Source organism: Rhizomicrobium sp., from assembly GCA_037200985.1.
Lineage (GTDB): Bacteria > Pseudomonadota > Alphaproteobacteria > Micropepsales > Micropepsaceae > Rhizomicrobium.
The window spans coordinates 4,056,998-4,076,064 of record JBBCGJ010000001.1 but is presented as its reverse complement, the minus strand read 5'-3'; the positions used below and the strand labels follow the sequence as shown (position 1 = coordinate 4,076,064).

General features: G+C 65.8%; 13 protein-coding genes. 1 reads left to right on the top strand and 12 read right to left on the bottom strand.

Annotated features, from left to right (window positions below; all coding sequences use genetic code 11):
• Window positions 1–12: 12 nt before the first annotated feature.
• The 5 genes from WDN01_20225 to WDN01_20205 form a co-directional block, all read right to left on the bottom strand.
• Window positions 13–945: a diacylglycerol kinase family protein gene (locus WDN01_20225; protein ID MEJ0028360.1), complete on the bottom strand. Its 933-nt coding sequence runs from the start codon at window positions 943–945 to the stop codon at window positions 13–15.
• A gap of 4 nt (window positions 946–949) precedes the next feature.
• Window positions 950–1,177: a hypothetical protein gene (locus WDN01_20220; GenBank protein MEJ0028359.1), complete on the bottom strand. Its 228-nt coding sequence runs from the start codon at window positions 1,175–1,177 to the stop codon at window positions 950–952.
• 380 nt (window positions 1,178–1,557) lie between these two features.
• On the bottom strand, window positions 1,558–4,701 hold the full coding sequence (locus WDN01_20215; GenBank protein ID MEJ0028358.1) for a CusA/CzcA family heavy metal efflux RND transporter: 3,144 nt from the start codon (window positions 4,699–4,701) through the stop codon (window positions 1,558–1,560).
• 8 nt (window positions 4,702–4,709) lie between these two features.
• On the bottom strand, window positions 4,710–5,969 hold the full coding sequence (locus tag WDN01_20210; protein ID MEJ0028357.1) for an efflux RND transporter periplasmic adaptor subunit: 1,260 nt from the start codon (window positions 5,967–5,969) through the stop codon (window positions 4,710–4,712).
• A gap of 9 nt (window positions 5,970–5,978) precedes the next feature.
• Window positions 5,979–6,266 carry a hypothetical protein gene (locus tag WDN01_20205; GenBank protein MEJ0028356.1) on the bottom strand — a complete coding sequence of 96 codons (288 nt, stop codon included), beginning with the start codon at window positions 6,264–6,266 and terminating at the stop codon, window positions 5,979–5,981.
• Between the two features lie 211 nt (window positions 6,267–6,477).
• Here WDN01_20205 and WDN01_20200 point away from each other — a divergent pair, with 211 nt between their 5' ends.
• Entirely contained in the window at window positions 6,478–7,113 is a 636-nt protein-coding gene (locus WDN01_20200; GenBank protein MEJ0028355.1) for a cell envelope biogenesis protein TolA, read from the top strand.
• Window positions 7,114–7,170: 57 nt separating this feature from the next.
• On the opposite strand, the gene WDN01_20195 is transcribed toward WDN01_20200, so the two are convergent.
• The 7 genes from WDN01_20195 to WDN01_20165 form a co-directional block, all read right to left on the bottom strand.
• The gene (locus tag WDN01_20195; protein ID MEJ0028354.1) at window positions 7,171–9,690 is read right to left on the bottom strand and encodes a prolyl oligopeptidase family serine peptidase; all 2,520 of its coding nucleotides are present in this window, start codon (window positions 9,688–9,690) and stop codon (window positions 7,171–7,173) included.
• Window positions 9,687–10,196: an FKBP-type peptidyl-prolyl cis-trans isomerase gene (locus WDN01_20190; protein MEJ0028353.1), complete on the bottom strand. Its 510-nt coding sequence runs from the start codon at window positions 10,194–10,196 to the stop codon at window positions 9,687–9,689. Before WDN01_20190 ends, WDN01_20195 begins: the two co-directional genes overlap by 4 nt.
• Window positions 10,189–12,762: a prolyl oligopeptidase family serine peptidase gene (locus WDN01_20185; GenBank protein ID MEJ0028352.1), complete on the bottom strand. Its 2,574-nt coding sequence runs from the start codon at window positions 12,760–12,762 to the stop codon at window positions 10,189–10,191. The genes WDN01_20190 and WDN01_20185 overlap by 8 nt, the downstream gene beginning before the upstream one ends.
• Before the next feature lie 81 nt (window positions 12,763–12,843).
• Complete coding sequence (locus WDN01_20180; protein ID MEJ0028351.1) at window positions 12,844–15,330, bottom strand: TonB-dependent receptor; 2,487 nt, start codon at window positions 15,328–15,330, stop codon at window positions 12,844–12,846.
• Window positions 15,331–15,468: 138 nt separating this feature from the next.
• Window positions 15,469–16,434, bottom strand: coding sequence for a FecR domain-containing protein (locus WDN01_20175; GenBank protein ID MEJ0028350.1), 966 nt, complete (start codon window positions 16,432–16,434; stop codon window positions 15,469–15,471).
• Complete coding sequence (locus WDN01_20170) at window positions 16,431–16,919, bottom strand: sigma-70 family RNA polymerase sigma factor (GenBank protein ID MEJ0028349.1); 489 nt, start codon at window positions 16,917–16,919, stop codon at window positions 16,431–16,433. Before WDN01_20170 ends, WDN01_20175 begins: the two co-directional genes overlap by 4 nt.
• Before the next feature lie 591 nt (window positions 16,920–17,510).
• A complete protein-coding gene (locus WDN01_20165; protein ID MEJ0028348.1) occupies window positions 17,511–18,839 on the bottom strand; it encodes a hypothetical protein in 1,329 nt (442 codons plus the stop codon).
• Window positions 18,840–19,067: the final 228 nt, after the last annotated feature.

The window sequence follows — 19,067 nt, the reverse complement described above, 5'->3', positions numbered from 1 at the left end:
GCTGCTTTCCGTTCAGGCTGCCGGCTGGTCCGCCGCCGGAACCATAACGCACAGCGCGTGCGGGAGGATGCGATAGTGAAGCGGCGTGGCCAGTATCGCCACTTCGCCGTCGGTCGCGACGGGGATGCGCTTCCTGCGCGTGACGATCCGAAATTCCGCGGCCTCGATCTGCAGAAGATCGCCGTCCGCCGGCCGACCGAGCAACGCCCGCAGCGCGAGGCGAAGAAGTCCCGCCCGCGTGGCGCGGGGCGCCCGGTAAATCCACAGCCGCCCTTCGTCCAGGCGGCTGCGCTCGCCGACGCGCAAGCCGGAGCGTTCATATCGGTTGTTTCCGACGAAGACGAACGGCGTGTCCTCCCGCACAGTCTCGCCGCCCTTCACGTCCAGCGTCACGGTGAGGCGCGCATAGCGCAGCACGGCATAGGCGGCGGCCTGCACGAACGCCGTCCATTTTCGGCTGCCTTGTGCCTGGAGCCCTTCGCGCCGGCGGACGACCGTCGGATAGAGGCCGATGCTTGAATTGTTCACGAAACGCCGCCCGTTGACTTCGCCGATATCGACCGCGGTCACACGCCCCGCGAACAACGTCGCCACCGCCGCCTCCAGGGCGAGCGGAATTTTCAGGTCCTTGGCGAAATGGTTGAGCGTGCCGAGCGGCAGCACGCCCAACACGATGCCGGTCGCGGCCAGCGCGGATGCGACGGTGCTCACCGTGCCGTCGCCGCCCGCGGCAACGACCAGCCGGCAGCGTTGCGCGACCGCCTGCCGCGCGGCGACGGCAAGCGCGTCGCCGCTCTCCGCCATGACGATGGTGACGGGCATTCCGGTCGCGGCGAACAATTCGGAGAGCTGCGCGCGGACTTTCCCCGCGCCGTCCGAGCCGGCATGCGCGTTCAGGATACAGACCACTGAACCTGCGGCAGTGGCGGGCTCGACGGGATTCATGAGGCTAACGCGTACGCTTCGACAGGCGTCTTTCGTTGGCCCGCATGATGGCGCGATAGCGGGCAATCACCGTCCGGGCCGAGCCGCCGCCGGCCAGCGTGACGGCCGCCTCGGCCGACGCCGCCAATTTCTCCACGACCATGAGCTGCGCCTCCCGCTGCGCTTTCGGACCGCCGGCGGACAGTTTGGCGAGTCGCAGGGCAATCACCCGCTGGGCGTCGAAGCCCGCCATCGCGATATCGGCAGAGAGCGCCCACCAACCTGTGTTCACGTTCTTACGCCGCGGCGGCATCGAGGGCCTCCGCGATCCGCACGGCGTCCGGGCGGATGATGGACGCGTCTTCGACGATTTCGGCAATCATTGGATCCCCGTCCGTAAACGCCGCGCCATGCGCGGGTCACTCCACACTTGTTAACGCGGTGGCCGGTGTATTGATCCGGAACGGTCAGGCACAGAGTTCGAAGACATATTGTCGGCTCAGTTTGCCCGCCGGCGCGATGAGCTCTGCGTCCCCTGGAGCGGCGTGCGATCCGGCCCAAATTGCCCGCCCGGCGATCGGGAGGTGCCACCGGCTTGCGCGGTCTTGAGCGCTCGGCATCCGCCATTGCCCATCAGATTTCCTCCGTGGTCGATTTCGACGCCGACCGGAGTCTCGCCTTTGAAAACCAGGCATATCCCGCCGGCAGCACAACGAGCGTCAACAATGTCGAACTCAGCAATCCGCCGATCACGACGATCGCCAATGGCCGCTGAACTTCCGACCCGATCCCCCTCGCCAGGAGCAACGGTATCAGCCCGAGCGCCGTGATCGCCGCCGTCATCAGGACCGGCCGCAGCCGGGACATGGCCCCGGCGTCGATCGCGTCGCCCACGGATGCCGCCCGTCCCACATGCTGGTTGATGGCGTTGACCATCACCACGCCGTTCAGTACGGCCACCCCGAACAGCGCGATGAACCCGATGGAACCGGGAACAGACAAATAGGTGCCGGTCAGGAACAGCGCCGCGATGCCGCCGATCAGAGCCAAGGGAACGTTGAGCATGATCAGCATGGCCTGTCCGACCGAGCCGAAGGCAAAATAGAGCAACAGGAAAACCATGCCGAGCGACAGCGGCACCACCAGCATCAGACGCGCCTGGGCGCGCTGCTGGTTTTCGAACTGCCCGCCGAAGGCGATGCTATATCCCGGCGGAAGCTTGACCTCGGTTGCTATCCGTTGCCGCAGCTCTTCGACGAGCCCGCCCATGTCGCGACCGCTGACATTGGCCTGGATGACGACGCGCCGCTGAACGTCGTCGCGCCGGATCTGGGGCGGCCCGCTCACGATTTCAACCTTGGCAATGTCGCCGACACGGACGAGCGAACCGTTCGGCGCCTTGAGAATAAGATCGCGTATTGCCTCCGGCGTGTTGCGATAGCGTGCGCCGAGCCGCACATACACGTCGTAGCGCTCGTTGCCGTCGATGATCTGTCCTGCGGCCTGTCCGCCTATGGCGTTCTGCACGAGGTCCATCACGTCGCCCACCCCAAGGCCGTAGCGGTCGAGCTTGTTTCTGTCCGGCACGATGGACAGCTGCGCTTCGCCCGCAATCTGTTCAAGTGCAACGTCCGACGCGCCCCGCACGGTGCGGGTCAGCGCTTCGATTTCGGCGCCCTTTTGCGCAAGGACGTTCAGGTCGGGACCGAAGAGCTTGATGGCGAGCGCGGCCTTTACGCCGGACAACAGCTCGTCGACGCGGGCGGCAATCGGCTGGCTGAACGCAATGGCGACGCCGGGATAGACCGAAAGCGCCTTGGCCAGCTTTTCCTGCAGCTCGGGGCGCGATCCCGCAGAGGTCCATTCGGCCTGCGGTTTGAGGCCGATATACATTTCGTCGTTGGAGACCGGCTCGGGATCGCCGCCGAGCTCGGGCCTTCCGATCCGGCTCCAGGCATAGGTTATCTCCGGGAACCGCATCAGCGTCTTCTCGACGCCTTGGGCCTGCCGAAGCGCGGTGTCCAGATTGATGGACGGCGCATAGGTGAGCCGAACGATCAGGCTTCCTTCCTCAAGCTCCGGCACGAACTCTGTGCCCAAAAGAGGCACCAGCGCCAGCGATGCCGCAAAGGCTCCCCCGGCAACCATCATCACCGCCTTGCGGCGCGCCCTGATCCACGGGAGAGCGCGGCGGTAGAAGCGCTCGGCCCCCGCAAGCACGGGGCTGTCCCGATGCACCGGGGGCCGCACGAAGAGGTATGTGGCAAGCGCCGGCACGACCATTATCGCGACCGCAAGCGAAGCGAGCAGGCCGAAGACGATGGCGACGGCCATGGGCTGAAACATCTTGCCCTCGACACCTTCGAGTCCGAACAGCGGCGCGAACACCACCACGATGATCAGCACGGCAAAGAACACCGGCTGCGCGACCTCGCGGGCAGCTTCCCGGATGCGCGGCGCGAGACTGCCTTCGGCCTCCGTCAGATGGCGGAAGATGTTCTCCGTCATCACCACCGAGCCGTCCACGATCATGCCGATGGCGATCGCAAGCCCCCCAAGCGACATCAGGTTCGCCGAAACCCCGAAATACGCCATCGCCGCAAGAGCGAACAGGAGCGACAGCGGAACCGACAACACGACAAGCGCCGCGGCGCGCGCGTTCATCAGGAACAGCATGACGACGATGACGATCAGAACGAACGCTTCCAGCAGCGCGCTGGTGACCGTCTTGATCGCCGCCTGTATCAGGTCCGACTGATCGTACATCACCCGCAGCTTCACACCCGGCGGCAGCGCGGCCTCGATTTGCGGCAACCTTGCCTTTACGCTCTTGATCGTCGCGTCGGTATCGGCGCCGAAACGCTTCAGGACGATGCCGGTCACGACCTCGCCGAGCGGCAGAGGGTTCGAGGCGCCGTCGCGTATCGTGATCGCGGTCGCGCCCTGGCGGATTTCGCCGCCGAACGCGACGGTCCCGACGTCGCGCACCCGCACGACGGTTCCGTCCGCCTCCTTGAGCGGCACATTGGCGATGTCGGCAAGACCGGCATCGCCGGGCCGCATCCAGCCTATACCGCGAATGACCAATTGCTCCGCGCCGCGATCCTGATACCAGCCGCCGACGTTCCGGTTGCTGGCTTCGATGGCGCGAACCACGTCCCCCGGCGCAAGCTTGTGGGCGATGAGCCGCGACGGATCGAGGTTGACCTGATACTGGCGGACCTCGCCGCCGAACGAGACGACATCGGTCACGCCGTCGGCGGGACGCAGCAGCAGCTTCACCACCCAGTCATTCAGGCTGCGGAGCGTCGCCTTGTCGTAGGCGCCGGGTTTCTCGGAATAAAGGATGTACTGGAAGACCTGGCCCAGGCCGGATGTGTCGGGTCCCAGATCGGGCGTGCCGGCCGAGGTCGGAATGCTCGCGCGTGCCGCCTGAAGCTGTTGGAACACCTGTTGCCGCGCAAAGTGGATGTCGGTCCCTTCCTTGAACACCACCGTCACGATGGAAAGGCCGGTGCTGGAAATGGAACGCACCTCGGCCACGTTCGCCATCGCGTACATCGACGCCTCGATGGGATAGGTGATGAGCTGTTCGACCTCCGGCGCCGCCAGGCCCTGTGCCTCCGTGTTCACCGTGACCTGAATGTTGGTCACGTCCGGAAAGGCGTCGAGGTTGAGGCGGGGCAGCAGCAGACCCGCGCCGATGCAGGCACCGATGACGGCGAGGACGATGAATAGACGGCTCGCGACGGCGAGACGGACAGCCTGGTCAAGCATGGCGTCCCTCACTCGTCTTCGCCGAAAGCGGCCTTGCCGCCCTCGGACATCACAAAGAACGCGCCGGCCACAACGACCGGCGTTCCGGGAGGGATGCCGCCGATCGCGGTTCGGTCGCCGGCGGCGTAAAGAACGGTCACGGCACGCGCCACGAACCGGTGGTCCGGCCGCTCGGCAAAGACGACCCAACGCCCGCTTGGTTCCCGCAACACCGCCGCCGTCGGCACATGCAGCACCGGAACGCGGCTGCCGTAGAGTTCGACATCCACGAATTGTCCGGGGCGCAGCAGGCCGTCGGCGTTCTCCGCCTTTAGCCGGACGCCCACCGTGCGCGTCGCCTCGTCGACCGTATCGCGCCGCTGCAGGACAACCGCTCTGCGCACGACCTCACCGGTCGCAATCAAGGCGTCGCCGCCCGCGATCCGCGGCAAAATCGAGGGGCTGACCGCCGCCTCGATCCAGACGCCCGTCAGGTTCGCGATCTGAAACAGGGTTTTGCCCGCGTCCACCACGTCGCCGACGCGGAAGCTGTCCTCGATGATGGAGCCGGACTGCGACGCGGAGAGCGTGAACTGTCCGAGGCGTGTTCCATTCAGGCCGTTGGACGCGATCGACGCGATGTCGGATGCCGTCAAGCCGAAGCTTTCGAGACGACCCCGCGCTTCCTGTTCCTTGACCACGGCTTCATCGACCAGTTGCCGCGCAACCATGCCGCTCAGACGCGTCATCCGGCCCAGATTGCGCCGCGCCAGCAGAAACTCGCTCTGCGCCGCCGCGACGTCCTGGCTGTAGAGCGTGACGAGTGCCTGGCCCTTCTCGACATGGTCGCCGAGCTTTGCCGCGCGCGAAACCACGCTGGCGGTGACGCGCGGAGCCACGATGCCGGAGGTGTAGTCGTCCGCCTTCACTTCGCCCGGCGCGCGGAAGATGCGCGGCAGAGGCGATGCCCGGAGAGGCGCGACGACGATCCCCGCGGCCCGGCGCTGCTCTGCGCCGAGCACGATGGCGCCGGTGGGAACTCCCCGTGGACCGCTTTCCGGCGTCTTGGGCCACATAAGCCAAGCGACGAGCGCGAGAAGGATGGCCGCCGCAACGCCGGCGATCCGAAGCGGCGAAAGAGCGATAACGCGACGAAGGCGGGCGGCATAACCGCCCCATGCGGTGTTCGACATGGAATGAACCCGTTTGCGCCGAGCGCATGGCTCCGGCGACATTGGCGAGATCGTCGCCCGTACGGTTCGCACCGCGCGGTCGGACGAGACGAACAAACGGAGGGTTCAGATACGCGGGGGCCGTTCAAGCGACGCCGACACGAGGGACGCGTGCGCCCGCTCGGACGGGAAGAAGGCGTCGGACAAGCATACGGCCAAGGTCAGGCCCTTTTCGCCCAGCACAGGGATCGACGTCTGATGATGGTGACCGTGCTGGCACACATGATCCGCATCCGGCGATTGGGCCGGCGTGCCTTTGTCCGCCACGCCCGTGACCGCGGATGCCTGGATGTCCTCAGCGTAGCACACGGCGTTGTCCAGCGCCGCGACAGCCAACAGCGCGACAAGCAACATGGACAGGAATCGGCGTGCGCGCTTCAAGTTCGTCCAACGAGGTTGCCAGCGTATTCAGGGCTAGCAGTGGGGCTTTTTGATGTCAATTTTCGTTGCGGACGTCCTGGTGACGCCCGCGTGCCTCGAACACGGGACCTTTTCATTGCACTTCTGGCGCGGGTCATGCGTTGGCACCAGTGAAGACCTCATCCATCCCAAACCGGCCCTAATGATGCCCCGCAAGCTCAGGACATTCGCCACTTCCCTCGGATTTTACGACCTCGCGGTCGCCGCACCGTCCATGAAGGCGGCGCTCGAAGCCTGGGGCGTGTCGCGCGATCTCTTTCATCAGGGTTTCGCGCATGAGACCGTCGACCCGAGGATCGTAGCGGCGGCGATGGCAAGGCCGGGAACCGTTCTTCGACGGCCGGTGGGATCAAACGGGCCTTTCACGGAAAATACCGAGCTGCCGAATTCGCTGCCGGCGAAGCTGCCAAGGGCGGTGCCGGCCGATGTCAGGCACAAAGGGAAGAAGCCGAAGACCGGCACCCGGCCGGCGAAGGTCGTCGATCTCGCGAGCGAACGCGCCGCGCGGACCGCTGCTGCCGACTACGACAGAGAGCACAAGCGGCAGGAACGCGAGCACGCAAGGGACGAGGCGGCTCGTGGACGGGAGCGCGCGCGGCGCGAACGCGCCGTTGCGAGAGCGCAGGGCGCGCTCGATAGGGCGCGGGAACGGCACGAGGAGAGCGTTGCCGCCCTCGATTCCGAACGGGATGCGCTCGACCGGAGGTCGGAAGCCGAAGAGCGGCGATGGGACGCCGAGCGGAAGAAGCTCGAAGGCGCGCTTCGAAAGGCCCGGGACTAGCGGCAGGCTAACCGAAACGCGACCGTCCAGTGGCCGAACGGGAAGCGGGCCGCCGCTTCACTTGATGTGGCTCGCGAACCAATCGCGTATCCGCTGCCAGGAATCGCTGAGATTGGCTGGGCTGGTGTTGCCGTGGCCTTCGCCGAGATAGCGCACATAGGTCGCTTCCTTGCCCTGGCGAATAAGCGCCACGTAATATTGGTCGAATTCCGACGGCTGGTAATTCCAATCGAGATCGCCTGCAAGCATGAGAAGCGGCGTGTTCATCTGCCCGGCATGGGACAGCGGACTTGCAACGGCATAGGCTTGCGGCTTCTCCCAGGGCGCGGCGCCGATATAAAGCCCCTCCTCCGGTGCGCTCTCGTAAAGCGTCGAGGACCCCGCGGCGAACAGGTCGTCCGACAGCATGGTGCGGACCACGCCCAGGGTTCCATAATGGCTGAAGAAGTCCGTGGCGCTGTTGGCGACCACGCCGGCCTTGAAGATCGACGTCTGCGACAGCGTCGACAAGCCGCTATGGCCGCCATGGCTCAGGCCCCAAAGACCGAGCCGGCTCTTATCGACATAGCCCTGAGCCGCCGCGGCGTTCACCGCCGCCTCCACCAGCGCGCCCCAATGGGCGGTCGGATCGTCGCCCTGGCGCAGCAGGTTGGCGGGCGTCGCCGGCTTGAGCACCGCGTAGCCCAGGCCGGTGAACAGCTCCTCGTCATAGGGGTTGCCAAGGCCATGCTGCCAGGTGCTGAAACAGCCCATCGCGCCCGGATAAACCGAGACGATGGTCGGCAAAGGCTTGCCCGCCGGCGCGCCGGGCGGCAGCAGGACGCAGGACTGCAGCGCTTCGCCGCTCGGCAGCGTGTATTTCACCATGACCGTCTTGGCCGGCAGGACCTGCTTAAGATGCGTATTGAGCGACGCGATCGTCGTCACATGCCCGTCGCGGTCCATCAGGGTGATGACGGTGCCCTGGGCGCTGGAGCCTTCCAGCACCACGACGCCGGACGCGGCGTCGGCCGCGAGCGGGAAGCCGGTCTCCGCGCCCGCCTTCACCCGACCCGTTTCTTTCGTCCCTTCGAAGAATTGCAGGACGCGGCCCCCGTCGGGCGTCATCGATACCGCCAGGCTATGGCCGCCCGCATCGACCGAACCGTCCAGCTTATAGATCATGCCGAAGCCGGCCAGCGTCGCGACCTCCTCCGCCTTGCCGTCATAGGCGAGGCGCGTGACCTTGCTGGTGCCCATGAAATACAGCCCGCCCGGATCGCTGGCGACGGAGCTGGGCTGCACGTCGTCGAGGCCCGCCGTCAGCGCGCGCGAGGAGCCGTCGGGCTCCACATAGTACCAGTCCAGCCGGCCGAGCGTCGCCTTGTAGCCGCTGCGCACGATCCCCATGCGCGCCAGGCTGACCGGATCCTTCAGCGTGAAGATCGGCGCTGCCTTGGGATCGGCCTGCTTGCGCGCCGGCATCAATGCCCCCGCCCCGAACGGAATGGCGGTGACGGGACCGTTCAGGGCGCCGGTGATTTCGCGCTGCGAGGCGAGGTCGAGGCCGACATGCGGAATCTCGGTCAGTATTTTGCGGTCGGCATCGTAGACATGGAAGCGCGCGCGCTCCCACAACTCCTTGCCGAAGCGCGCGAAGAAGCTCACGCGATGGCCCGAGGGCGACCAGGCGAAATCGCCGATGCCGCCGAGCTGGCAATGCGGGCACATCGCCGCCGCCGCATGCGGATGGGCGAGATCGATCACGAACGGCTCGAGCCGATGCAGATCGAACACCTGCTTGCCGACATCGGTCGTGAACGGAAGGAAATGGCCTTGCCGCGCCACGGCGAGGAAGCGCCGGTCCGGCGACAGCGCTATCTCGACATAATGGCCGTCGGCCAAAGTTTCGGTCTTGCCGCTGTCGGCGTCGACACGCAGCAGCGAACCGGGCCGCCACTCCGGCAGGGTGCCGGCCGGCCGGTTCTCCAGCACCATCGCCGAGGACCCGCCTTGCCAGGCGCGGCGCTGGCCTTCTTCCTGGATCAGCGCGGCGCGGCGGCGAAAATCGGTGCGCGGCGAGAAGGCCCCATCGGGATCGGCGGCATAGATCAGCGTGCTGTCCGACACCCAGACCGGCGCGCTCACCTGGAAATCGAAGGTCGGCGTGAAGGCGAAACCGGTGAGCTTGCCGCCGGCCAGATCGACGACGCCCGCTTTGACATGGCCGTTCTCGAACCAATAGATCGCGAGCTTGCCGCCGCTGGGCGAAACCGCGCCCATCCAATTGGGAAAGGCGAAACCGTCGAGCAGCCGCCTGGTCGTGCCGGCGGCGCGGTCGTAGACATAGATACGGCTCGATGCGCTCGGATCGTCGATGCCGTAATCCGTGAAGCCTTCGTTCGGGCCGTGCTTATCATAGAGCACGAAGCGCCCGCCGCCCGCGATCTCGATGCGCTGGACGCTTTCCATCGCCGTCATGTCGTCGAGGGTGACCGGATGCGGCGCGCCGGCCGCCGGCGGTTCGGCGACGCTCGCGAAACAGCCGAGCGCAATCGCGGCGGCAAGCACCGCACAACGGCGAAGGGTCGGGATCATGGTGCGGTCCTCTCGCTTGGCTGGACGACGGCCAGCAGCTCTATCTTGAACAGCAATGCGGCATCGGGCGGGATTTGCGGCGGCCGGCCCTTCTCGCCATAGGCAAGGTCGGGCGGCAGCACGAATTCGAAGCTTTCGCCCGCATGCATCAGCAACAGGCCTTCCTGCCAGCCCTTGATGAACTTCGTCACCGGCGCGACGAGTGGCTTGTCCGGTTCGGTCGCGAAGAACGGCTTGCCGTCGACGAAATGGCCGTCGCACGCCACCGTCACGATGGAATCGGGTTTGGGCACGGCGCCGGATGGATGGGCGTCCCCGATCCGGCGATAGAGCAATCCGCTGGCGCTGTGCGACCAGCCGGGACGATGGGCGCTCCAGTCGAGATAGCGAAGCTGCATGGCATGCGGCGTCTCGCCGGCGACCGGCATGAACGCGTCGCCGCAGGCGCATCCGGCAAGCGCCAGGCAGGCAAGCAACAGGAACGGTTGGAACGCTGTTCTAGTCATGCGCGGCAGCCGGCTTCGCTCCCTTGAGATAGAAGTCGAACCAGGCGTTCATCCGCTGCCACTGATCGCGGATCGCCCAGTCGTCGACCGCGACATGGCCTTCGCCCCAATAGCGCACCAGCGCCGCCGTTTTGCCGGCCCGCAGCATCGCGTTGTACAGCCGTTCGGCGCCCGACAGGCCCGTCACAGCCATGTCGAGATCGCCGTGCAGCAGCAGCAGCGGCGCGTCGATCTTGTCGGCGCGGAAGATCGGGCTGTTGCGGATATAGGCGTCCGGCGAATCCCAGAAGGGCCTGGCAAGCCGGGCCTGGCTCGATTCGATCATCAGGATCTCGGGCGCCAGCATGTCGCTGCCGCCGTCCAGCATTGCCGCCATGTCGCGCAGGCCGTAGCCGTGGACCCAGTCATATATGCCCGCCAGGGCGACGCCCGCCCGGAAACGGTCGGAGCGTTCGGCCAGAACCGCCGCGGTCGAAAATCCGCCGAAGCTCTGACCGGTGATGCCGACGCGGGCGGGATCGACGATCTCCTTGGCGGCGAGGGCATCGACGGCGGCGACCGCCTCGCCGGCCAGTGTTGCCATCATGTCCGTGTCGGCGCCCGCGCCCAGTGGCGTGCTCGGATAGATGACGGCATAGCCTTGCGCCGCGAAAAGCTGGGCGCCGAGCTGGGGCACCGGCATGTCCGTGCGCGCATAGATCGGTACCGTGTCGCCGTACATCGATCCGCCGTAGATCGACACGATGGCCGGCAGCTTGTGCGGGAGCGGCGTCCCCGGCGGCGTGACCAGCCAACCGGTCAAGGTCGCGCCTTTGTACGCGAAGGTGAATTTCTCGGCCGGCGCCACGGCGCGGTCGCGCAGATCCGCGTTCAAATCGGCCAGGATGCGGTCGTGGGAGCCGTTCAGATGCACGGTCGACGACCAGCCGTCGACGCGTCTGCTGATGGTCGTCAACTGATCCGGCGCCGTCGCGACGATCGTGCCAGGCGGCGAAAGCGCCGAAAGGGTACCGGACTTCAAGTCCAGCACCAGCCGGGCAACGTTGCTGCCCGACAGGGTCGTGAGCGAGATGCGCTCGGCGTCGGTGCCGCGATAATACGCGCCGCCGGTTGCGTCGAGATAGCGACTTTCGGTGCCGAAGCCCAGGATGGGCGGTGCGCCGCCGGGCGAGATGCGCTGCGGGCCCTGCCCCGGCTGCACTCTCCAAAGCGCGCCGTCGGCGACGACGAAGGCGAATTGTCCGCGTTTGGGCGCCAGGAACTGGTCGACCGCACTCTTGGCGAAGGATGTGAGGTTCTCGCGCGAACGGCCGTCAAAGGCAAAGACGTCGATCCGCGTGCCGCGCGCCTGGCCGTACTCCAGATGACTCTGCAGAACAGGGGAAGAGGACGGCGCCGCGTCCGCGGCGGAATGTGCCACCGCCGCGATCGGACGCTCGCCGAGCCAGCCGATCGGCAGAACGCCCTTCGCGTTCCAATCGGCCATCGATTGATCCGCATCCGTCAGCGGGCGCGGCGGCGCGCCCGCGGCGTCGGTCTCATACAGGCGAAGCCCGCCATGCAGGTCCCGGCCGTAATCGATCGGCCGGCTTTGCGCGTCGCGCAGCGGCCGCCCGATGAAGATCAGCTTGCCGCCGGAGGGCGACCAGGCGAGACTGCCGGCTTGCGGAAGGTCGATGCCCGGATAGCGGCGCACCAGATGCGCGCCCTTGCCGTCGATCGCGAAGATCCGAAGCTCGCTGCGAAGGCCGCGCCCGGCGATCGCATCGGGCAGCTCCTCGGCCGCGCCGATCGCAGCGATGTGCCGGCCGTCGCTCGATGCGGCGATTGCGCTGAAGTTGCCCCGCGCGACGGTCTGCGCCGCACCGCCATGCGGATCGGCCAGCATCAGCGCGCCGGCCGGCGGCGGCGGCGTCGGGAAAACGGGATTGGGCGCGCTGACCGTGACCTGCGGCCGGTGTCCGTTCCAGGCGCCGCGCCAGCGCTTGTCCAGGCCGTCCAGCACCGAGCTTTCGAGGTCGAGCGGCCGTTCGCCATCCGCCATCGCAGCGTAGACGACGCGCCCGTCGGGCATCCAGGCACCGATGCCGTAGAAGGATTGGCCCGGAAACTCGGTCACCGCGCCGGTCGCGAGATCGCCATAAGCAACGCCGTAACCGCCGCGCCGCGACGCGAGCAGCAAAAGCCCCTTGCCGTCCGGCGACCAGATTTCGTTCGGCGCCAACGCGTATCGGACGTCGGGACGCGAGGCGATTTCGTGCAGCGACGTGCCGTCGGCGTGCGCGACGAAGATCCGCGCGCGCACCCGGCTCGCATCCATATAGCCCCAGCTCGGCTGCTGCGTAGCCGGCACCTCGCGCACGAAGACGAGCCAGCGGCCGTCGGACGAGAACTCCGTGCGGTCAAGGGTTTCCGCGTTCAGCAGATCGTCGATGGTGACCGCACGCGGGACGTCGCCGGCGACGGCATGCGTCGCGGCGGCGATCGACAATGCGGCGCTCAAAAGAACGGCTTTGGCGGCGCGCGGGAACAGCCGCGCGGATACCGCGCCGATGGGACCTGCCATGACTGCGCTCCTACCGGTGCGCCGGCTTCGGCGAGCGGCGGACAACCCCAAAGGGGGAAACCGCCGCCGCCCGCCAGCCGCTCACCAGCGCTTGGTGATCGATAGCCCCACGAACCGGCCGACGGCGGAATAATTCGTGGAGTCGTAATTCACGACAAAGGCATTGACGCTGTTGAAGAGCGGCGGCTTCTCGTCGGCCAGGTTGAGGACCGAAAGATTGAACTCGAGATTCTTGATGGGTCCCCATTCGTCGATCCGGTAGTCGGCGATGGCGTCGATCGTCGTCATGCCGTCGCCGGGCTCGTTCGGGGCGACCTGGGTGTCGAGCACCCCGCCGATGTAGTTGGCATAGGCCCCGAGGGTCAGCCCGCCCGTCGTCCAGTCCACGCCGCCGCGGAAGCGGAATTTCGCCGGACGGAAGATCGTGCCGATCGTCTTCATCACCGCGGAGGTCGGCGAGTTCTGCTGGGTTCCCTGCAGCCATGCGAAATTGCCGTTGGTGGACAGCGTACCGACGGCGAGCTCCTTGACGTAGGTGAAGGTGAGATCGATGCCGCTGATCCGCTGACGCACCGCGTTGGTGTAGCGATCGTCGATCAGATCGGTGACCGTGGTCGGATCGAACGGCGTGCCGACCTGGTTCAGCACCGCCGCCGCCTGATTGTAGTATGTCTGCAGCAGCGCAACCGATGGATTGTGCGTGACGAACTCGGCGTAGGCGGGATCGCTCAAGGCGCTGCTCACGATATCGACCGGGCTGATGACGCGGTTGTTGTAGTGAACGGCATAATAGTCGAGCTGGACGTCGAGGCCGGGGACCCAGCGGGGATGCGCGTCGAATCCGATCGTATAGGTGTTGGCGCGTTCGGGATCGAGGTTGCGATTGCCGCCTTGCAGGAGAAAGCCGACGGCGGTCGGCGGTGCCGTTCCGCCGAAGAGAACCGCCGGCGCGAGGTCGACGACGCTCGGCGAGAATTCCTGGAACAGCGTCGGCGCCTTGAACGACTGGCCCCAGGTGCCCTTGAAGTCGAGATCGGCAAGCGGTCCCCAGATCACGCCGATCTTCGGCGTGGCGACCGAGCCGAAGTCGGAATAGTTCTCGTAACGCACCGCGGCATCCAGCGACAGCCGACGGACGAACGGGATCTCGTTCTCGGGCGACAGGAAGGGCAGATTGACCTCGCCGAAGGCGTAATAGGAATTGCGCGAACCCTTGATCGCCAGGCCGGATCCGGAATCGTATTTGAAGTCGTTGTCGCGATAGCCGGCGCCGATCGAGGCGTGGGCGTCGCCGCCCGGCAGCGCGAACAGCGGCCCTTCCGCATCGGCCTCTCCGGACACCGCGGTGTTGCAATAGCAGGTCGAGGTCGGCGGGAAGACCATGCCCAAATAGGTCTGCGACTGGATCGATCGCGCGTGGTCGATGCCGACGGAGCCGTTCACCGCCAGCGTCCAGCCGGCCGGAAGATCGGCGCGCAGGGTCGGCGACACGACCCAAGTCTCGCCGCGCGACAGCGACAGGCCCAGCAAGCCGAAGGCGTTGACCGATTGATGGCTGTCGCGAAAGCTGTAGACCGCATCGAGGTCGATTTCGACGCCCGGGACGATGTCCTGATGGCCGCTGAAAAGAACGTTCTGGTGCATGATGGACGGGAGCTGGGAATTCTGCGGGCCGAGAAAGGCCGACACGCTGCGCTGCGGCGCGTCGATGGCCGAGTCCCATTCGCCGGCATAGGTCAGCAGGAAGCCGCCGCCCTCCCAGGTCGTTCCGCCGACAGCGTCGTATTCGGCCTGGACGTCGCCGCCCTGGGTCGCGGCGCCGAAGCGGCCGGTCATCTCGATGCCGTCATAATCGCGCTTGAGGATGACGTTGGCGACGCCGCCCACCGCGTCCGAACCGTAGATCGCCGAGGCGCCGTCGAGCAGCACTTCGAGCCGGTTCACCGCGTCGACCGGAATGGAGGCGATATCGATGGCCTGCGTGAAGCCGTCATAGGCCAGACGGCGGCCGTTCAGCAGGGTAAGCGTTGCATCGGCGCCCAGCCCGCGCAGGTTCACGCTCGACGCAGACGTGATGTTCTGGTCGTTGACGCTCGGCGCGCCCGACAGGACGCCGGGATTTTGGCCGCCGTTGAAGTTCTGCGGCAGGCCGCGCACGACCTGCCCCAGATCGGTGTAGCCCTGGAGCTTGATCTGATCCTGCGTGATGGCGATCACCGGCGACGCGACGTCCGCGCCGGGAATGCGCGTGCCCGTCACGATCACCGTTTCCGGCACGAACTCCGCGTGCTGCTGCGGTCTTGCGCTTTCCTTCTTGCGCACGATGAGGCCGCCATTGCCGTCGGACACGGCCTCGAGTCCCGAGCCGGCCAGAAGCTGTTCCACCGCCTCCTGGGCGCTCATCGTGCCTTGGAGCGCGCGCGCCTTGATGCCCTCGACCGCGTCCGGCGTGAACAGGATGTTGGTGCCGGTCTGGTGCGCGATTTCGCGCAGGGACTGAGCAAGCGGTTCTTCCGGCGTGCTGATGCCGGCGGTTTGGGCCAGTGCCGTGCCGGCGAAAATCGTCATTGCCGCGCTTGCAAGAAGCGCGGCCGTCAAACGCATACGCATACGTTACCCCCTTATGGCCTTGCCGTCAGAGCAAGGCGCCCCCTAATGCCTCATATGAAGGACGTATGAACGCGACGCTCGCCTCACTCCTTTTCGTCAGGTTCCTTGCAGGTGTGCCGGATCGGAAACAAGGTGCACGCGATCGTCCGCGAACTCGACCTCGACCGGCAGCAGCGACGCGACGGAGCGCGCGAAAGCCGCGGTGTCGCCGACGCGATAGACGCCGGAAATCCTCAGACGAGCCGCCTGCGGATCGTCGATCTCAAGCTTGACCGTCGAATAGCGGTTCATCTCCGCCGCGGCGTCCGCAAGGGTCTCGTTTTCGAAAATGGCCTGCCCGAGCTGCCAGGCGAGGAGCGGTGTCAGGTTCGGCCGGTCGGTATGGACCGAGACGGGGGTGGCGAGGAGTCTCTCTCCCGCCGTGAGCACCTTGGGCATCGCTGCCGCGGTCTGCACATCGACAACCGAAGCGCTCCCACGCAGGAGCACGACGGAGAGCCGATCGCCGTCGCGATAGACGTCGAGCGTCGTCTGCGTGGCAATGATGCGCCGGTTGGCGGCCTCCACGACAAAGGGCCGCTTCGGATCTGACGCGACCCGGAAGTTCACGCGACCGCGGTCCAACCGCACCGCTCGCTCCTCGTCGGCATAAAGCACGCGGATCCGCGTATCCGTATCGAGGAAGGCCTGCGTGCCGTCTTCCAGGGCGATGTGCTCCTGCCCGCCGACCGAGGTCTCGTAGATGCCGGCATAGGCGGCGCGCCATGTCGCAAAGGTGCCGCCCGCAAGCGTGAGAACGCCCAGGCTTGCCAGCACCGCTCGCCGCGGTATCGCCCTGTCCGCGATGCGCCGTTGGGTCGGGACCGCATCGCGAAAACCACCCACGACATCCCACACCGACGTCACGGCGTCGAACGCGCGCAGGTGTTCCGGGTCATCCTGAAGCCAGGCGCGGAATGCCTGCTCGTCATTGGACGAACGGTCGTCCGCGCGCAGACGCGCGATCCATGCGGCAGCCTCCGCCCGCACCAACGGGGAGAGGGGAGGAGGAGAGCCGCTCATTGCCAGCCGTCCATCCATTCCGTCAGGAACAGGATCGCCTTGGCCATTTCCTTCTCGATCATACTCTGGGAGAGGCCGACCTGGACCGCGATCTGTCGATAGGTAAGCCCCCCTATCCGGTGCATGAGAAAAATCTCCCGACGGCGGGCAGGCATTTTTTCGAGGCCCTGCTTCACCCTTCTTAGACGTTCGCGCGCGGCAATTACCTCATCGGCGAGCGGTCCGTCATCGACCACGGTGAGAATATGGGTTTCGCCGTCCTCGACATTGCGCGAGGCCCGGCGATGTTCGTCGATGCTAAGATTGACCGCCGTGCGAACGAGAAATCCGATAGGCTGCGTGACTGGCTGCTGGGCCCGGTAAGCTTCGAGCCTTAGATAGGCCGCGTGCAACAGGTCTTCGGCGTCCGGATTCCCATGCGTGCGGCGCACCACCTGCTTGAGCGCCCGCACCCAAAAGCCCGAATCCGGTTCCTCGTCCGCCACGCCACGCACCCCACCTCTAGAAACTTTAGATCAGGCCGTGGGCAGGCGGTGTCTTTTTTTTCAGGGCGATCATTGAGGGTCATGGACCCTCCATGCGTCTAGCAGGCCGGGGGGAATGCGAGCGATGTCCGTTGTGATCCGCTCGACCGACGAACGTCGAAACGCCGTCCGCGCTTGCAAGTGCGGCCTTCTTCAACCGGCACTATCCAATCAGACAGAATCGGTCCCCGTAAAGTAGAGCGAAAAACCTTCACCCGGCTCTTAGCGGTGTCCGGCGAAGTAACCCCGCGCCCGGCCATATCGGGTTCGATGCGAACCGTGCTGAGACGGTAAACAGCACCATGCCATCGACACACGCTTCAACGTGACAAGCAGAAGCCGACATGACTGCGATCGGTTGAAATCCGGTCGTCATCCACATATTCAGTTGCGAATCGAGACTACGGAGCAAAGAGGGTCACGGGCAGCTCCCGCAGCGGTGTGCAAGACCGGACCAAGTCGTTGAAGTGGCGGGAACTTAGAACAAACATTCTCCGCCGCGGGCGTTCGTGCCTACGCCGCCGCCGGGACTCCAGCCGGCTCACGCCGAACTCAGCGCCGCAGGTCTCCGATCCCGAGTTCATCCCACATCCAGCGCAGATCGTAGGCCCCCGCCGCAGAGTTGTCCTTGGCCGCACCGTTTTCGAGATATTTGAGCCAATCCACGAGCTTCAGCCGGCCTTTTGCGGTCTTCGCGGCCCGGCGCGGCGTGATGTTTCCGAGCGCCGGCACCGGTTCATCGAGCACGCTTGCGTAGTGCCGTTCCAGGTTCGCATGCAGGATGGCACGCTCTTCATCGGGCGAGAGACCACTCGACAGGCGTTCGGGTTCTCCTTCCGGTCGGGACGCCATCATTTCGGCAACCGTTCTCGACTCGATTTTGGGCCGGCCGACAAGACCCGCAAGATGAGGCTCGATCAGGGCGCGGCCCCGTTCCGCGCGCTCGCGGGAATTCGCTTCGAAAATCAAATTTCCGTCTTTCAGTTCCAGACTTCCGAGAACCACCGAGCCGTCGTCGAGCGTGGTGACGAGTGTCTGCGCGTTCGCCGGCCCCTTGCCGCCGCTTCGCCACTCAACGCCGATCCAGTTCCAGAACGTCTCGCCGGCCGGGCGAAAGGCGGGGAGCGCCGCAAGGACGAGATTCACCGCCCCGGCGCCGACCGTAGGCTCCAGCGGATAGCGTGCCGTCGTCCACGCGATGTCATCTCCATCGCCGTTGCATAGCCGCGGCAGGGTCGGATGAAGCGTCCTGTGCAAGACACCGTCCAGCCACAGGCCGGTGAACATGAAAGCCGTCGTGCGCAGCGTTTCGGTGTCCAGCGCCGTCCGCGCCTTCTTGCCCGCTTTGCGAAGGCTATCGAGAAGAGTCTCACTCAGATCATGATCGAAAGGCAGGGCTCCGCCCGACATTTCCGTCTTCGGGCCTAGCGGTACGATCCGCACCGCGATCCGGTCCCATTGCTTGAGCGAATGCGTTCCCGTTTTTTCACTCACGCGCACCGGTTCGCCGCCGCGTATCAGGTCACGGGCCAGAAAGCCTTGGTCGCGCACCACCTCGCTGATTTCGTAAAGGCTCATCACCGACGAGCGGAGCGCTGCCACATACCGTCTGGTCGGAACGCTCTCCTTCCAGCCGCGCCGCTTTAGATAGTCATCGGCGACGTTGCTGCCGTCTTCGAGCTCGCGCGTCAGGAAATCCTCGAAGATGCATCCCCACAAGACGCCGGTCCTGTCGTCGCCGATGACGTCCGGAAGATCCTCGATGGCGACCCCGGCCTTCGCACAGGCTGGCCCCAGATGAAGGATCATCAGTTCGCTGAACGGCTCGCGCCACTCTTCGCGTTCCGCCCATTTCACCAGTCCGGCAAGCTTGTGAGTCATGCCTCAGATTCCCGGCGTGCTCGCCGCCAATCAAGCGTTGAGTCCCATCAATATCGGATCGCTCACAGAGAAAAATGAAGCGCCAATTTGGCCGCGGCGTGGCGCGATGGCCTCATCCGACGCTTCTGGCGGAACTCCGCTGCAGCCGCAGACCGGCGTCGCAAATTTGCGCTGAATGCCTCGGCGTTTGGTGAGCTCGAATACCCACTAACCATTTGATCTGAATGA

Bases quoted from the DNA above. Each gene is read 5' to 3' on its own strand.
- WDN01_20225 (MEJ0028360.1), bottom strand. From the start codon at position 945: ATGAATCCCGTCGAGCCCGCCACTGCCGCAGGTTCAGTGGTCTGTATC.
- WDN01_20220 (MEJ0028359.1), bottom strand. From the start codon at position 1,177: ATGGCGGGCTTCGACGCCCAGCGGGTGATTGCCCTGCGACTCGCCAAA.
- WDN01_20215 (MEJ0028358.1), bottom strand. From the start codon at position 4,701: ATGCTTGACCAGGCTGTCCGTCTCGCCGTCGCGAGCCGTCTATTCATC.
- WDN01_20205 (MEJ0028356.1), bottom strand. From the start codon at position 6,266: ATGTTGCTTGTCGCGCTGTTGGCTGTCGCGGCGCTGGACAACGCCGTG.
- WDN01_20200 (MEJ0028355.1), top strand. From the start codon at position 6,478: ATGCCCCGCAAGCTCAGGACATTCGCCACTTCCCTCGGATTTTACGAC.
- WDN01_20195 (MEJ0028354.1), bottom strand. From the start codon at position 9,690: ATGATCCCGACCCTTCGCCGTTGTGCGGTGCTTGCCGCCGCGATTGCG.
- WDN01_20190 (MEJ0028353.1), bottom strand. From the start codon at position 10,196: ATGACTAGAACAGCGTTCCAACCGTTCCTGTTGCTTGCCTGCCTGGCG.
- WDN01_20185 (MEJ0028352.1), bottom strand. From the start codon at position 12,762: ATGGCAGGTCCCATCGGCGCGGTATCCGCGCGGCTGTTCCCGCGCGCC.
- WDN01_20180 (MEJ0028351.1), bottom strand. From the start codon at position 15,330: ATGACGATTTTCGCCGGCACGGCACTGGCCCAAACCGCCGGCATCAGC.
- WDN01_20175 (MEJ0028350.1), bottom strand. From the start codon at position 16,434: ATGAGCGGCTCTCCTCCTCCCCTCTCCCCGTTGGTGCGGGCGGAGGCT.
- WDN01_20165 (MEJ0028348.1), bottom strand. From the start codon at position 18,839: ATGACTCACAAGCTTGCCGGACTGGTGAAATGGGCGGAACGCGAAGAG.